The following is a 15995-nucleotide window of genomic DNA, read 5'->3' as shown; positions in this document are numbered from 1 at the left end:
CCCAATCTATTTTTGTTGTAATTTTGCCTGTTCCCATAAAACATCCATCTCTGCAAGTGTCATATCTTCTATTGATTTACTCTGTGCAAAAGCCGTTTGCTCAATAAATGCAAACCGTTGTCTGAATTTTTGAATGGTAGAAAGTAATGCCATTTCGCTAGACACATTCAGTTTTCGACCCACATTAATCATCGCAAATAAACAATCTCCAAATTCATCTTCAATTTTAGATGGCTCTTTGGTCATGATTGCTTCATCAAGTTCTGCCCATTCTTCATGTACTTTTTTCATGGCATCATTTACAGTGGCAAAATCAAAGCCAATGTTTGACACATTTTCTTGAATGTCTTGTGCTTGAGTCAGTGCAGGGCCATGTTTGATTTGATCTAGACGGGAGGTTGTCTCTCCTCTTTGTTGTTTTTCTTGTTGTTTAATTTGATCCCACAATTGTTTCACCTGCTCAGCCGTGAGCGTGTCATAGTTTTCTTGATCAAAAACATGTGGATGACGACGAATTAATTTTTCAATAATTGCATTGACCACGTCATTAAAATCGAATTGCCCTTGCTCAGCATACATTTCTGATTGAAAGACCACTTGCAGTAACAAGTCACCCAACTCATCTTTAATGGCATGCACCTGACCTGAACGCACCGCATCTTCAACTTCATACGCTTCTTCAATGGCATATTTTGTCAAACTTTGTGGTGTTTGTTTTTGATCCCACGGACACTCCTTACGCAACAGTTGCATAATGCCTTTAAGTTTTTCGATTGGGGATTGCTCATCATGCATGTTATATACCTAAATGGCCAAATCGCATTACGCATTGGCCTTCATTGGTTAATTGCCTTGAATTAAACGTCTTGCACTAATAATACCAGGCTGTTGCTCTAAGCGTGCAAGTAGCCGTGACAATTGTGCCAGCCCTTTGACTTCAATCATAAGTTTCATATTTGCAATACCATCATTCTCAGAAATCGTATTGACTTGTCTAATGTTGATATTGTCAGAAAAAATCACTTGTGTCAGGTCTTTCAGTAAACCTCGGCGATCATATGCTTCCACCACAATTTGTATGCTTTGACCACGTGTGGGTTGCAATTCCCAATCGGCATCAACTGCACGTTCAGGTTCATTTGTAATCATACGAATATAATCCTGACAGCCTTTTTTATGAATGCTGACACCACGATTTAGCGTAATATAACCACCAATAATTTCACCATGTACAGGCTGACAGCATTGCGCAATATTTAATTCAACATTGTCCAATCCATCAATTAAAATTCCATGAGCTGACAAGGTATGGCTTGCTCTTGGATTTAATGTGGGCTTGAGAATCAGCTCTGGCTCGTCTTGGTCAATATTCATATGACGATTGACTTGGTTCATCAGTGCATGTAAACCAATATCACCATTGACCAGCGCCACCAAAATATCATCACCTGTTTTTACATTAAAGTGATTACAATATTCATTAAGATCAATACTTTTAGGGTGTATTGCTAAACGCTGTAATTCTTTGGTCAATAAATCACGACCAACTTCAAGGTTTTTACTGCGATCTTGCTGTCTAAACCAATGGCGTAATTTATCACGTGCACGTGCTGTTTTAATATATCCCAAAGAACTGACCAGCCAATCTCGATTAGGCTCTCGGTCTTTTTTGGTCAAAATTTCGACCTGCTCACCTGTTTTTAACCCATAGGTCAATGGTACATAACGTTGATTAACTCGTGCAGCATAACAATGATTCCCGACTTCTGTATGAACATGGTAAGCAAAGTCTAATACGGTAGAACCTCGTGGCAGTTCTTTAATATCACCATCTCGGCTAAAGACATAAATTTTTTCAAAATCTTCAAATTCTTGTATGGCCTCATAATCTTCTTCATCTTTGGCATGTGCATTTGCTTCATTTCGTTCTTGATAGTTTTCAAGTACAGCACGTAACGAATGTAACCGATGATTAAATGAAAAGTCGGTCGATTTTTCACCTTCTTTATAATTAAAATGTGAACACACCCCTAACTCAGCTTCATTATGCATTTCATGCGTACGAATTTGTATTTCTAATGAACGATGATCTGCAATCACTGCTGAATGCAATGAGCGATAGCCATTGGCTTTTGGGTTGGTAATATAGTCGTCAAATTGATTGGGAATATGGCGCCAAATCTGATGTACGATCCCTAAAACGTGGTAACACTCAGAAACAGAGTGAACCAACACACGTAAGGCACGAATGTCGTAAAGCTGGCCAAAACTGAGATTTTTGCTTTTCATTTTACGGTAAATAGAGTAAATGTGTTTTACTCGTCCGCTAATATCCGCTTCAATATTTATTTTTTTTAGTTCACCTTTTAAGCGATTCACAACATCATCAATATATTGTTCGCGCTCTAAACGTTTTTCGTTCAGTAACTTAGCAATTTCTTTATAACGATCAGGGGCTAAATAACGAAAAGCAAGATCTTCTAGTTCCCACTTTAATTGAGCAATTCCTAAACGATGCGCCAATGGAGAGTAAATGGTTAAAATTTCACGAGATACTCGTTCTTGACGATCTTTAGGTGACTTTGCCAATTCACGCAATTCGAACGTTCGTTCGGCCAATTTAATCAACACCACTCGCACGTCTTCTGTGACAGAAATCAGCATTTTATAAATGCCTGTCAGGTGCTCACGTTGATTGTTATTAAAGTGATCTTCTAAACGTTTATTTTGCTCGATCAGTTCAGAAAGCCGACCCATGGCAAGCGTACCACGAACCAAATCAAGCACCTCTTGACCATAACTGTCTGCCACTTCGTCTAAAGAGGTCAACCCCTCTCGAACACTCCGATACAATACAGCCGCTGCAAGAGTTGCTTCATCGACACGTAAATGTGCCAAAATATCAGCAACACCAATACCTGTCACAAAGGTATTATTTCGACTAGGAACAAGGGCTTGTTGTTCTTTTTTTAATGTATGTTTCGCAACAGCTTTAAGCTGTTTGAGCTCATTGCCTGTTTGAAGACGTACTCGATCTAACCACTCTGCAAGATCTTGCTGCTGTAGGGCGTGACCTACGGCTGTTTCTTCTGTGAGCTGTGTCAATCGTTCAGGTAACTGTTCACGTACCGTGACCATACCTATCTCCTATTAATTACGTCATTCACTTTTGTTATTACACGATTGTACTTTTTCAAACAAAGTAATCGACTCTACATGGCTCGTATGTGTAAACATATCCATCACCCCTGCTTTTTTAAGTGCATACCCTTTTTGCGCAAGTATGCCAGCATCTCGAGCCAAGGTTGCAGGGTCACAAGACACATAAACAATTCGCTGTGCTGAAAAATGTGCAATATATTGCATCACTTGCTCTGCACCAGCACGAGGTGGATCAATGAGTAATGCATCAAAGGCTTGTTTTGCCCACGGTTGTTTAGAAAAATCTTGCGTTAAATCTTGTGCATAAAACTCAATATTTTTAATATGATTACGCTTTGCATTTTCTTGCCCACGCGCAACCATATTTTCACTCCCCTCTACTGCCACAACACAGCCATGCTCACCTACATGCTGTGCAAGAGGAAGTGAAAAATTACCCAAACCACAAAACAAATCCAACACACGCTCCCCAGCCTGAAGATTAAGCAATTTACATGCCAATTTAATCATTTGCTGATTCACACCATCATTGACTTGGGTAAAATCGGTGGGTGAAAAACCAAGCTCCAAGTTAAAATCTGTCAAATGATAACTTAAACGCATAGGTGCCTTTTGATCAATGCGGTGTACACTGCTTGAATCTTTTGGCTGTAAATACAATTGCCATGTTTTATGCTGAGCAAACTGTTTTAATTGTTGAACATCTGAGGTTTGCAAAGCCGCAGTATGCCTCACTAATAATGCAATCTCATGACTACCCATAGATAATTCAATGTGACCAATATCTTTACACCCTTTTAAATGACTGAGCATCTGATAAAGATCTGGCAGTGCCTGATTCAGTTCAACATCTAAAATAGGACAGTGTTGTATAGAAACCAAATGATTGCTTTGTCGTTCACGAAACCCCATGACTAATTTTTTTGATCGCTCGACATAACGCACCCCTATGCGAGCACGGCGTCTGTAGTCTTGGCGTGTTGAACGTACAGGAGCCAACCATTCTTCAGGTGCCAAGCCTGAAAAATGCTGTAAATGTGATGCTAAAGTATTTTGTTTGACTCGAATTTGTTCATCCGTTTGCATATGTTGCAAGCTACAGCCACCACAAACTGTAAAATGTTCACATATTGGCGTTGTTCTATAAACAGAAGGCGATGACACTAAAGATACAGCCTCTGCTTCTTCAAAACGTTTACTCTGACGGGTAATTTTTGCTAAAACGCGTTCATTCGGTAATGCAAATTGAACAAATACCTTTTTACCGTGCTTATCAATCGGATGATCTAAACTTTCATGATAATGGCTCACGCCTCGCCCTTCATGTGATAAGGTTTCAATGGCAAACGTATGCATCACAACTGCGGGCTTGGCTTGGCGAGAATATTTCAACATAGTACTCAAAGATTAATCATGAAAAAAAGGTACGACTCAATGCCGTATGTTTAGCAACCGCTTGCCAGTGGGTTAAAAATTCATGGTGCTGATGTTGTTCTTTTAAACAAACAATCATATTTTGTATCGCTTTTGCATGGTCTGACTGGGTCAATTGACCCTTCAATAGCATCCAACGTATATAAATTAACCATGTTTTAATCACTGCTTGCTCAGAGTTAACCTCTACTGACACCGCCATTTTATCACGAAATGGTAAGTCTAAGAATGCTGCAATATCATCTAGTTTTTGAAAGTTTTGGCGATTGAACATCGACATACTATCCATTAAATCGATATGTTGTTGATGATATCTATTTTGATAATTATTAAAACGCTTTTGTTGATCAATCTCGCCTTGGTCAAACAAACGAGGAGCAGACAAACCATAATACATTGCTCTGAGTAAGATTACAGGCAGATCAAATTGTGCACCATTCCAACTGACCAATATCGGCAGTCTTTTTTCAAAAATAGATAGAAATTTTTCTAATATTTCCAACTCTGTATATTCATTTTGACTAAATGAAAATAACCTTAAACCTTTTTCACTCACCCATAAGCCAGAAATACAAGAAATCTCATGTAAATGTAACCGTTGAAAATCAGAACCTGTTTCTTGACGACGCAATTTATTCAATGCTTGTTGAACATCTTCTTTGGGTAAATGGCTTAAACCATGTAAATGTGCACCCATGGTTAAATCTAAAGTGGTTTCAATGTTAAATACCAAAATGGGTAAACGCATATAACCTCAGTCCTCATCTTGGATAGAAAACAAACCTGTCGATAGATAACGATCTCCCCGATCGCAAATAATGCAAACAATGACAGCATTTGGTTCTTCTTGAGCAATCTTTAACGATGCCCATACTGCACCACCTGATGATGCACCAGAGAAAATACCTTCTTGCTTTGCAAGGGTGCGCATCGTTTTTTCCGCATCATGTTGCGGAATATCAATAATACGATCGACACGCTGTGCATCAAAAATGGTGGGTAAATAGGCTTTAGGCCAACGACGAATCCCAGCAATACTTGCGCCTTCGTCTGGTTGCAAACCTACAATTTGAATATTGGGATTTTGTTCTTTTAAGTATTTAGATACTCCCATAATCGTGCCTGTTGTTCCCATAGCACTTACAAAATGGGTGATTTTCCCTTGTGTTTGTTGCCAAATTTCAGGGCCTGTCGTCAAGTAATGAGCATTAACATTATCTGGATTACCAAACTGATTGAGCACAATTCCTTGTTGATTGTTTTGCATTGTCAAGGCTAAATCTCTAGCGCCTTCCATGCCTTGCTTGGGAGTAACCTCAATTAATTCAGCACCATATGCAAGCATCGCATCTTTACGTTCTTGGCTCATATTGTTTGGCATGATCAAGATCATGCGATATCCACGCATGGCTGCAACCAATGCTAATGCAATGCCTGTATTTCCACTTGTAGCTTCAATCAGAGTATCACCAGGTCGTATATCCCCTCGTTTTTCTGCCTGTATAATCATATTATAAGCTGCGCGATCTTTCACTGAACCTGCGGGGTTATTGCCCTCTAGCTTTGCTAAAATAGTGGCCTGAGTCGTTGCAGATAATCGCTGTAAACGCACCAATGGCGTGTGACCCACATAGTGATCTAAAAAAAACTGTTCTTCTGCAAAAAAATTAGGCTGATTGTGGCTCATAGTCGTTACATTTTTCTCGGTGCGATGATTGTATGAAAAAAAGCAGGCTGCTGCACTCATTTCACAGGCTTTATTCGCAACATGCTACATCATATCAACCACAAACATGCTAAAATAAATACGAAATAAGCCTCTTACACTGAGTCATGGCGAAATACAAAAAAAATATTTTACAGCAACTCCCGTTCAACCATGCATACGGCCAATTGGTATTACTTATTTTTATACCTATTACCATTTTAGCCATGGTAGGTACTTATTTTATATTAAAAGAAACTCGCCAATCTGCTCAACAACAACAACACTATGCTGCAATTACAATTCTAACGCGTTACCAACACAGTGCACAGTTACTTTTTGAAACAATCGAGAAAAAACCAACACTCAACAGTCAAGCTCAAAGCATTTTACAGCGCATGCTCAGTGACCCACAGTTACAACGGGTTGCATTAGTCAATCAATCGAATCACGTCATTTTAAGTATTGGTAATCGAAATAACTTATCATGGCCAACTTTATCGAGTAGCTCTCGTTTTGTTGGCCCTATACCCAACCATGGCAACAGCATTTATGCACAACAATTCACATCAAACCATACAGGCCAGCAAGGTTGGCTGGTTATTTCTTTAGATAATAAACCTTTAGAATTAGCGCATTATCACATTTTAATCGCAATTTTGATCACCACATTCATTACATTACTCTTACTCATGATGTGTCTGAATTTTTACTCACGGCGTTGGGTTGCCCCCTTATACGAAATACGTATGCAACTACAACGAGTACATGCAGACAACCTCAATGAACCCATTACCTCACAAAGTAGTAGTGAACTACAGTTACTTGAAAAAGACTTAGAGCATACCTTTGAGCGTTTACATTATAGCTTTTTAGAACTTAGAGATCATACCGAACAAACAGAAGATGATTTAAGACGCACTTTAGATACACTTGAAATGCAAAACATCACTTATCGCCAAGCACGTGATCAAGCAGTGTCTGCAAACCAATCGAAATCTGTATTTTTAGCCAATATCAGTCATGAATTACGCACACCGCTCAATAGCATTGACGGTTTTATTCACCTTATGCTTAGACAAAGCAATCTGACTAATGATCAAAACTTATACCTTCAAACCATCAGAAAATCTTCAGCACATCTGTTGGCATTAATCAATGATGTTCTTGATTTTTCAAAGATTGATGCAGGAAAATTAGAATTAGAAATGGCATCTTTTGATTTAGAAGAAACCATGTTTGATGTCATGGACATGCTGTCACCCCTTGCAGCTGAAAAAAACATTTATATGGCTTTTTTCTTTGCACCAGAATTACCACAACGTGTTGTTGGTGATCCACTTCGATTTAAACAAATTCTCACCAATCTTATTTCAAATGCCATTAAATTTACGGCCAGCGGTGAAATTATTGTCCATAGTCAGTTACAAAGTGCAGATCATCGACAATGTCATATCTACTTTAGCGTACAAGACAGTGGGATTGGTGTACATGAAACCGATCAAAAGAAACTTTTTGATTCGTTTTCACAAGTCGATACCTCTATCACTCGTCAATTTGGTGGCACAGGACTTGGGCTGGCTATTTCAAAACAATTAGTACAAATGATGCACGGTGAAATTGGCTTTGAAGACAATCAAGGCAAAACAACACCAGAAAAAGGATCAACCTTTTGGTTTACAGCACAGTTTGAAATAGAACAAGCCACACAACATACCGAAGATTTATCAAATATTCATGTGGTTTCTTTTATTTCCCACCTTAAAACTGCTTATATTTTAAATCAATATCTCAACAATGATCATATTCATCACCAAGCCAGTAGCTCAATTTTAGATTTGTTTAGTCGCCTAAACCAATTACCAAAGCATAAAAACACATGGGTTATTGTAGATCATGGCGGAGACACACATACCTTATTAAAAGAAATTCGCTCTCGATATCAAGGAAATTTGGCCATTTATGGTTATCAAATGTCACTTGAGCCGAATGTTCTTGCTGACTACGATGCAACACCATTGTATCAACCACTCAGCAGACATGCTTTATTACAAACGCTCAAGAATCAAAAAATTAATACCCCAAACCACAAACAACAAACATTTGACGGTCAAGGACTACACATTCTTGCAGTAGATGATCATTTACCCAATTTAATTGTTCTTGAAGCATTGCTTGGCGAACTTAAAGTCAAAACAACAAAGGCATTGAGCGGTCAAGATGCACTTAACTTAATTAAACAGCATTGGCAACAAAATACACCCTTCGATTTGGTGTTTATGGATATTCAAATGCCTGTGATGTCAGGAATTGATACCACACGTGCGATTCGCTCTTTAGAATCAACCACAGAAAACACCACAATATTGCCAATTATTGCACTTACAGCGCACGCCTTATCTGATGAAAAAGAAAAACTACTCACTGTTGGTATGAATGACTATGTCACAAAACCAATTCAAATTGAGCAACTGATACACATCCTCACTACATGGACAAATAACCATCGATTCGAGCAAAAACATCCTCATACCAATATGCAACGTGATCAAAACATAGATATAAATATTTTAGACTGGGCTCAAAGTGTCAAATTGGCAGCCAATAAAGAAGAACTTGCTATTGATTTAATTAAAATGCTCATTGATAGCTTTGATACCGAAATTAATGAAATGCATTCTTTGATTGAATTAGAAGACTTTCCTCAGCTTGAACATGTTTTACATCGTTTATATGGTGCCACTCGTTATGTCGGAACAATACGTTTACAAGAAGTCACTGGAGACTTTGAGCAATTTATTTCCACATTACGTAAACAACAACGAAAAGCAGACCAACGCTTTATTGAAGAAACATTAGAACGATTTAATGAACTCAAACAAGTCATCGAACAAACGAGAAAAGCGGCACAGCATCAAATTCATAAAATATAAATCATCAAAATATAAAATACCCAAAAATAATTTAAAGTGTGACTATTGTCACATTGAAAAAGTTGACGTATTATCATTTACATAAAATAACTTGTTTTCGATATAACCACTTAAAAGATTTTTATAAAGAGCACTATGAAAAAAATGCTTATTGTTTTTGCTTTATTATTCGCAACGCCTTTGAGTTTTCATACATCGAATCACTCAAGCACCATTCCTTTAGACAAATATGTTAAAGCAACAACAGTGACAGATAAAAAAACCACGGTTTAGTGATTGATTACAGACCGACTTCTATTATTTTGTAATGATGAATCACAATTTATCTGGTTTTTATCTGTACAATAATTGAATTTTTCAACTAAAAAAGATATATTACTCGGTCAACCATATATTTGGAAAAATGAAGTTTTATGAATTTAGAACCATCGCCCAGCGCTTCTAATTCTCACGACAATTTAGGTCAAATACAATCTCAAGATGTACAAGACTGTTTAAAAGTTATACATGAAGCACTTACAGATGTAAAAGCAAAAGATATTCTTGAGCTAGATATCAGCACGATCAGTAATGTTGCAGATGCGATTGTGATCGCAAGTGGCACATCAACAAGACACGTGAAAGCATTAGCAGATAATGTCGCTGACGAAGCTCGTAAAGCAGGTTTTCGTCCAATTGGTATTGAAGGCGAACGTGATGCAGAATGGGTGCTTGTTGATTTAGGCCATATTGTTGTACACATTATGCTACCTACAGCACGACAATTCTATGATCTAGAAAGCTTATGGCGTACAACTAATACGCAATAAAAGCGACAAGACCTAAAAAAGCCACAATGATTGTGGCTTTTTTATTTTCAAGACCACCAAACCTTGTAACTTCACAAGGTTTGGTTCATCTGTTTAGTGACCTGAACCATTAATTGATTTAGTCATATCTTCTACAACTTTCTTCGCATCACCAAAAATCATCATGGTTTTTTCATTATAGAATAAGTCGTTATCTAATCCAGCATAACCTGTCGCCATAGAGCGCTTAATGACCATAATGGTGCGTGCTTTGTATGCTTCTAAAATTGGCATACCATAAATTGGTGAACCTGGATTATCTTTTGCACCTGGGTTTACAACATCATTTGCACCAATCACTAGCACAACATCTGTTGCAGGAAAGTCTGAGTTAATTTCATCCATTTCCAAAATATCATCATAAGGCACATCAGCTTCAGCCAATAGTACGTTCATATGACCGGGCATACGACCCGCAACAGGGTGGATTGCAAAGCGAACCTTAACCCCTTGCTCTTTCAATACAGTCGATAATTCTTTCACCGCATTTTGCGCACGTCCCTGAGCCATACCATAACCTGGCACAATTACGACACTATCTGCATTTGACATTAAGAAACCAGCATCGTCTGCAGAACCCGAGCGATGATTTCTTTCAACTTGAGCACCTGATGTTGCTACAGCAGCTCCACCTGCCATTGCTCCGCCAAAGAGTACGTTAATAATGCTACGGTTCATTGCTTTACACATAATATAAGACAAAATTGCGCCTGATGAACCGACAAGAGATCCAGCCACAATCAACATATTATTTTCTAAAGTAAATCCAATTCCCGCTGCTGCCCAACCAGAAAATGAGTTTAATAGTGAAACCACAACTGGCATGTCACCACCACCAACAGGTGCAATCCAAACCCAACCAAATGCAAGTGCAAAAATGGTCATGAGCCAAAATGCAGTCATGTTACCACTTGTAAAGAAGTAAGCCCCACAACCCAACATAACAATAAATAAAACCGCTTGTAGTGGTTTAACCCACCCACCAGCAATTGTTTTTGCCCATTTTTTCGCAGCCAACTTACCATAAGCAAATAAAGATGCTGTAAACGTAATTGCGCCTACAAAACAGCCTACAAATAGTTCAAAAAAGTGAACTTTGCTCATGTGAGTTTGCTCAACACCCGCTTGCTGTAAAGCTGCGGCATTTTCGCTAAACAATGCCACTAAATGGTTATTGTGCAAAATAGCAGCGACTGCAATCAGTACTGCAGATAGACCAACCAATGAGTGCATTAAAGCAACTGTTTCTGGCATTTGAGTCATAGGTACAGTACGAGCACGAGCAATACCCACGACAGCACCCAACGCCATTGGTGCTAAAATCAACCAAACGACTACGTGATCAACCACAAAAAAGGTGGTAACAACTGCAATTGCCATGGCTACCATGCCGTAGGTATTACCACGAATTGCTGTTTTAGGGCTAGATAAACCACGTAAAGTTAAAATAAACAGTATTGCGCCAACTAAATAAAGCCAACCTGCACTTTCTCGAATAAACTCCATGATTTAGCCCCTTAGTTTTTCTTTTGCTTTGGCTTAAACATTTCTAGCATGCGTGCGGTTACCGCAAAACCACCAAAAATATTAATACTTGCCAAAAATACTGCTACCGCACCCAAAATACTGACTGTATTTACGCTTTGAAACGCAACGTTGGCATCGATGCCCAATACAGGTAATCCTGTGGTTTGAATCATTGCACCCACAATCACAATTGAAGACAGCGCATTGGTCACTGCCATAAGTGGTGTATGCAATGCAGGTGTAACCCCCCAAACTACATAATAGCCGACAAAAATTGCCAAAACAAAAATAGTAATTGTTTCAATCATACCTATCCCCTTAACCTCGTTTTAGCAATAGTTGGCCGTCATGTGCCACTAATAATGCTTTTTGAATTTCATCATCTAAATTAATTTTAACTTTCTGATTTTCATCAAATAAAGTACTGACAAAATTAAATACATTACGTGAATATAGTGCAGATGCTTCTTTTGCAACTGTAGATGGAATATTTGGCACACCTAAAATTTTCACGCCATTTTGAGTCACTACTGTTTGATTAACTACAGAACCTTCAACATTACCACCGGTTTCTACAGCCATATCTAAAATAACTGAACCCGCTTTCATTTTTTCAATGGTTGCCGCATGAATAAGGCGTGGCGCATTGCGACCTGGTAGTAAAGCTGTAGTGATGACAATATCTGCATTGCTCACGGCTTTATCTACAATGACAGATTGATCTTTAATGTATTGTTCACCCGGTGTCCAACCATAACCATTTTTCAAAGCATCATCTGCGCGCTGTTGTTCTTCTGGTGACATCGGTACATCTAACCATTTACCACCTAAAGATTCGACTTGCTCTTTGGCAGTTGGGCGTAAATCTGTGGCTTCAACCACAGCACCTAAACGTTTTGCTGTTGCAATGGCTTGTAAACCCGCAACACCTACTCCCATAACAACCACACGTGCAGGTTTCACAGTACCTGCAGCAGTCATTAACATTGGAAATAAGCCCTGATATTCAGTGGCTGCAAGTAGCACAGATTTGTAACCCGAAAGGTTAGCTTGAGATGAAAGTACATCCATATTTTGTGCACGTGATAACGTACGTGGCAACAGTTCAAGTGAAAATGCTGAAATGCCTTGTTTTGCAAATTCATCTAACTCGGTGTTACGAAATGGATCAAACATCGCAACCACAATGGTACCAGATGTTATGGCTTTAATTTCGTCACCAAATGGCGCTCTTACTTTTAAAATAATATCACTGCCTTGGTAAGCATTATCTACAATGACCGCACCTACTTGTTCATAGGCAGTATCAAGATATGCTGAGTTGGTGCCTGCACCACGCTCAATCACCACGCCATGACCAGCACCAATTAACTTTTTCACAGTTTCTGGTGTTGCTGCCACACGCTTTTCATCTGTTACAACTTCGGTTGGTATTCCAATCTGCATGAGTATTCCCCAAGCTAATGCAATTGTTTAAACATGGCGGTTGTCATATTTACGACTTGCCCGCGACTCATCTACTCTACGCATTTTACACAAAAATATAGCCCATTATTTATTTTATAAATGGGCAGTATTTTGAGATCAAATTTTATTACACACTATAAAAAAGGTATAATAGCAAGGTTTACCCTCTAGGTTAGCTAAATTTTATCATCAAATACAATTAGCCTTTTGTCTTAGAATTATTGCTCTAACTCAAAATGATTCAGGCCATATCATAGAAAAATTAATTTTTTGAACAAAAAACTTCTAAATATTTTATACATAAGGCTTTTTTATATTACTATAAAAAATTAATGGCTATATTTCACACCGACTTGCCCTTGATAATTTGATTTACTACTATTTAGATAAGCAATATCACCAAAGAATTTCCATTTTTTATTCATTGTTTCGTACTGCCCATTTAAACCTAAAGTCATATAGCCTTTTTTGAATTCAGGGGCCTGATAACTCACAGATGATTGTACAATATTAGATTTAATAGTCACATTACCTAATGATCGATCAACAACATGGCTATACTCTGTAAATCCGCCTAATTTAAATTGATCTGTGAGTGTAAATAAACTATGTAGCCCTAATTTTGCTCGGGTTTCATTTGAGTCAATTTTATTTACAGCAAGGCCATATCTATTGCTTTCATAAATTTCCCCCTGTTTTATTGCCGCATAACTTAATCCAACAAATGGATTTATCATTAATTTCTGATTTAAATCAAATTGATAACCAAACTCCGAATACATACCATAAGTTTTAATATTTCCTAAAGATGAAGATTTTAACTCAGTAGTTCCAGTTTCTATGCGTCGATCAAATTTACTATTACCATCACCATACTGAGCAGTCATGGAAATATATTTTTGACCTAAAGTATACTTGCCATATAAACCACCAAAGATCATATCTACTTTATTTTTATCACCATTAAGGCTAAAGCTAGAAGATTCTTTATATTGTGAGATATAACCGCCCAGTACAAAATCTGGGTTTATTAATTGATCTACACCAGCTGTTATCGCTGTAATACTAGAATTCACAGTATCCCAGCCTGTCGCGCCATTTTTATTGTTTAAATATTGCGTGTTTGCCCATACCCCTGACCGAGCATCCGTTAAATTACTGGTGCGACGTGCAATCGAATCAACCAGCATTGCTTGATTTTGTAATAAAACAGAAGGGGTTTCTGCAAAAATAGAACCTGAATTACTATTGAGAATTGTTTGTGCTTTTACACTATTACTCACTGTTTGTAATCCTGCTGCATATTGAACTGCACTACTTTGTACATCTCCAGAAGTGTAATCAGATACAGCCTGCTCTGTAATTTGGTTAATCAGTTGACCTGCAGGAGCACTTACAGCAGATTGAATCACTCCTGATGTTCTCGCATCAGAAAAGCCTATATTAGCAACCACTGAATTCAGATTATATGTTAATTTGTTAATTTGTAGGAAAGGAGAAATGCTTTTAAATTTATCAAATTTTCCTAATATTGAAGTTTTTGCATCGATAACTGTATAGTTCCCCAAGGTGAACTGTTGTTTCGTGGTTGTTACATCAAGATTACCTGACAAAGTCGCAGTATTAACCTTCAATATATGTGCTAAATCATACAACAAAGTACCTGTTGAGGTTTGAATATAATTCCTCACAGAAATATTACCAGTTTGGGTAGATAATGTGCCACGATTATACATCGAATTAAATGATGTATCAGATATACCACTATAGTCTGCTAGATCTTTTAGTATTTCAGACGATAAATAATCCCTCATACTTGCAACAGTCGCATTTTGATAAATATAAATCATACCTGTCATGGCGCCGTAGTAGTTGAATTGACCCTCTTTAATATCTGTATCGCCTTTATAAGTGTAATTCCCAAGCGCATACAATGTCGCTTGGCCACGCTTAGTAAGGCCAGAGTCACCTTTAATATCATTTAAAAAACTACTATCAACGGTTACATTCGCATCGAATGTAGTTCCAAATACACTATAGAATCCAGCGGGACCATTAACCGCATCTTCTAGACTGTAGTAGCCCCAACCTGTTGTTTTATTATAAGGCCTATTTTTATCAAAAGTTGAACCATCATCTATATATTCTGCTGTAGTAAGTATAGTTTGGCGCACTTGATCAGCTGTCATCCATGGATACTCATACCATACTAAAGCAGCTGTTGATGTAACTTGTGGTGTAGCAAATGAAGTGCCATGATATACGTTAAATGTTTCTAAACTTGAGTCTAAACGATATGGTTGAGTAACATAATCTGCAGCCAAACACCAACGAGCCGCATCTCCACAAGCATTTGCACCACCGTTTACTTGATCTTTTTCTTGATAGAGTTTCTTTTTAGATGCATCTACTCCCGTAACAGCTAGAATACCTTTTTCTAACATAAAATTATTAATTGGCATAAGTGACATATTGCTAGGTTGTTTCTGATATTCATTACCTGTTGCAAATACCATCAAAGAACCTGTTTTAACAACTTCTTCCGCTTGTCTGCTTTCAATAGAAAGTCTTGACAACCTCTCTCCACTTTTCCCGCCCCAAGATGCATTAAACAGTTTCACACCATATTTTTTATTTAAATCCAACATGGCATAGAAGTTTACATATCCAAAACTTTCACCTTTTGCGTTTGTTGTTTGAGCAGCATAAATAAGTGATTTATTTTTAGCTAAACCACTCATTGTTCCTTCAGCAGCATCACCAGCAATAACTTGTGAGACTACGCTACCATGACCAATATCACTAATATCTTGCTCATAAATATTAGCATTGGTCAAATCTGTGATTGCAATGTTTCCTATATTGTCGCGTTCATATCTAGAAACATTAATAACCGCATCTTTCAACATTACTTTATTC

12 protein-coding genes are annotated in these 15995 nt (G+C 37.8%); 3 read left to right on the top strand and 9 right to left on the bottom strand.

All coding sequences use genetic code 11. The features are described 5' to 3' along the window. Positions 1–6: 6 nt before the first annotated feature. The 5 genes from mazG to cysM form a co-directional block, all read right to left on the bottom strand. On the bottom strand, positions 7–774 hold the full coding sequence (gene mazG, locus I2F17_RS09455; protein ID WP_211139759.1) for a nucleoside triphosphate pyrophosphohydrolase: 768 nt from the start codon (positions 772–774) through the stop codon (positions 7–9). A 69-nt stretch (positions 775–843) separates the two neighbouring features. Next, the gene (locus I2F17_RS09450) at positions 844–3138 is read right to left on the bottom strand and encodes a RelA/SpoT family protein (protein ID WP_196423510.1); all 2295 of its coding nucleotides are present in this window, start codon (positions 3136–3138) and stop codon (positions 844–846) included. A 21-nt stretch (positions 3139–3159) separates the two neighbouring features. After that, positions 3160–4557 carry a 23S rRNA (uracil(1939)-C(5))-methyltransferase RlmD gene (gene rlmD / locus I2F17_RS09445; RefSeq protein WP_211139750.1) on the bottom strand — a complete coding sequence of 466 codons (1398 nt, stop codon included), beginning with the start codon at positions 4555–4557 and terminating at the stop codon, positions 3160–3162. Between the two features lie 16 nt (positions 4558–4573). Beyond that, complete coding sequence (locus I2F17_RS09440) at positions 4574–5344, bottom strand: ribonuclease H-like domain-containing protein (RefSeq protein WP_196423508.1); 771 nt, start codon at positions 5342–5344, stop codon at positions 4574–4576. 6 nt (positions 5345–5350) lie between these two features. Further along, positions 5351–6283 (bottom strand): cysteine synthase CysM, encoded by a 933-nt coding sequence (gene cysM, locus I2F17_RS09435; RefSeq protein WP_211139749.1) that lies wholly within the window; start codon positions 6281–6283, stop codon positions 5351–5353. A 146-nt stretch (positions 6284–6429) separates the two neighbouring features. Between cysM and I2F17_RS09430 the strand changes: the two genes are divergently transcribed. The 3 genes from I2F17_RS09430 to rsfS all read left to right on the top strand — a co-directional run bounded on the left by I2F17_RS09430 (position 6430) and on the right by rsfS (position 10043). After that, positions 6430–9234 carry an ATP-binding protein gene (locus I2F17_RS09430; protein ID WP_196423506.1) on the top strand — a complete coding sequence of 935 codons (2805 nt, stop codon included), beginning with the start codon at positions 6430–6432 and terminating at the stop codon, positions 9232–9234. 135 nt (positions 9235–9369) lie between these two features. Continuing rightward, complete coding sequence (locus I2F17_RS09425; RefSeq protein WP_196423505.1) at positions 9370–9507, top strand: hypothetical protein; 138 nt, start codon at positions 9370–9372, stop codon at positions 9505–9507. Positions 9508–9647: 140 nt separating this feature from the next. Beyond that, positions 9648–10043, top strand: a complete 396-nt coding sequence (gene rsfS, locus I2F17_RS09420) for a ribosome silencing factor (protein WP_196423504.1) — start codon at positions 9648–9650, stop codon at positions 10041–10043. Positions 10044–10136: 93 nt separating this feature from the next. Here the strand turns inward: rsfS and I2F17_RS09415 are convergent, their stop codons facing one another. From I2F17_RS09415 to I2F17_RS09400, 4 genes are all read right to left on the bottom strand, one after another. Then, positions 10137–11588 (bottom strand): NAD(P)(+) transhydrogenase (Re/Si-specific) subunit beta, encoded by a 1452-nt coding sequence (locus tag I2F17_RS09415; RefSeq protein ID WP_196423503.1) that lies wholly within the window; start codon positions 11586–11588, stop codon positions 10137–10139. 11 nt (positions 11589–11599) lie between these two features. After that, positions 11600–11917: a proton-translocating transhydrogenase family protein gene (locus I2F17_RS09410; protein WP_196423502.1), complete on the bottom strand. Its 318-nt coding sequence runs from the start codon at positions 11915–11917 to the stop codon at positions 11600–11602. Positions 11918–11927: 10 nt separating this feature from the next. Further along, entirely contained in the window at positions 11928–13055 is a 1128-nt protein-coding gene (locus I2F17_RS09405; RefSeq protein ID WP_211139748.1) for an NAD(P) transhydrogenase subunit alpha, read from the bottom strand. A 350-nt stretch (positions 13056–13405) separates the two neighbouring features. Continuing rightward, positions 13406–15995 (bottom strand): autotransporter domain-containing protein (locus tag I2F17_RS09400; RefSeq protein WP_211139747.1); only part of this gene is annotated, 2590 nt, incomplete at its 5' end.

This window comes from Acinetobacter baretiae (assembly GCF_015627105.1).
GTDB lineage: Bacteria > Pseudomonadota > Gammaproteobacteria > Pseudomonadales > Moraxellaceae > Acinetobacter > Acinetobacter baretiae.
This window is presented reverse-complemented; position numbering and strand designations above follow the sequence as displayed.

What these genes read in the sequence shown, in the direction of transcription:
- I2F17_RS09450 (WP_196423510.1), bottom strand. Translation starts at nt 3,138, where the DNA reads ATGGTCACGGTACGTGAACAGTTACCTGAACGATTGACACAGCTCACA.
- rlmD (WP_211139750.1), bottom strand. Translation starts at nt 4,557, where the DNA reads ATGTTGAAATATTCTCGCCAAGCCAAGCCCGCAGTTGTGATGCATACG.
- cysM (WP_211139749.1), bottom strand. Translation starts at nt 6,283, where the DNA reads ATGAGCCACAATCAGCCTAATTTTTTTGCAGAAGAACAGTTTTTTTTA.
- I2F17_RS09425 (WP_196423505.1), top strand. Translation starts at nt 9,370, where the DNA reads ATGAAAAAAATGCTTATTGTTTTTGCTTTATTATTCGCAACGCCTTTG.
- I2F17_RS09415 (WP_196423503.1), bottom strand. Translation starts at nt 11,588, where the DNA reads ATGGAGTTTATTCGAGAAAGTGCAGGTTGGCTTTATTTAGTTGGCGCA.
- I2F17_RS09405 (WP_211139748.1), bottom strand. Translation starts at nt 13,055, where the DNA reads ATGCAGATTGGAATACCAACCGAAGTTGTAACAGATGAAAAGCGTGTG.
- I2F17_RS09410 (WP_196423502.1), bottom strand. Translation starts at nt 11,917, where the DNA reads ATGATTGAAACAATTACTATTTTTGTTTTGGCAATTTTTGTCGGCTAT.
- I2F17_RS09440 (WP_196423508.1), bottom strand. Translation starts at nt 5,344, where the DNA reads ATGCGTTTACCCATTTTGGTATTTAACATTGAAACCACTTTAGATTTA.
- rsfS (WP_196423504.1), top strand. Translation starts at nt 9,648, where the DNA reads ATGAATTTAGAACCATCGCCCAGCGCTTCTAATTCTCACGACAATTTA.
- I2F17_RS09430 (WP_196423506.1), top strand. Translation starts at nt 6,430, where the DNA reads ATGGCGAAATACAAAAAAAATATTTTACAGCAACTCCCGTTCAACCAT.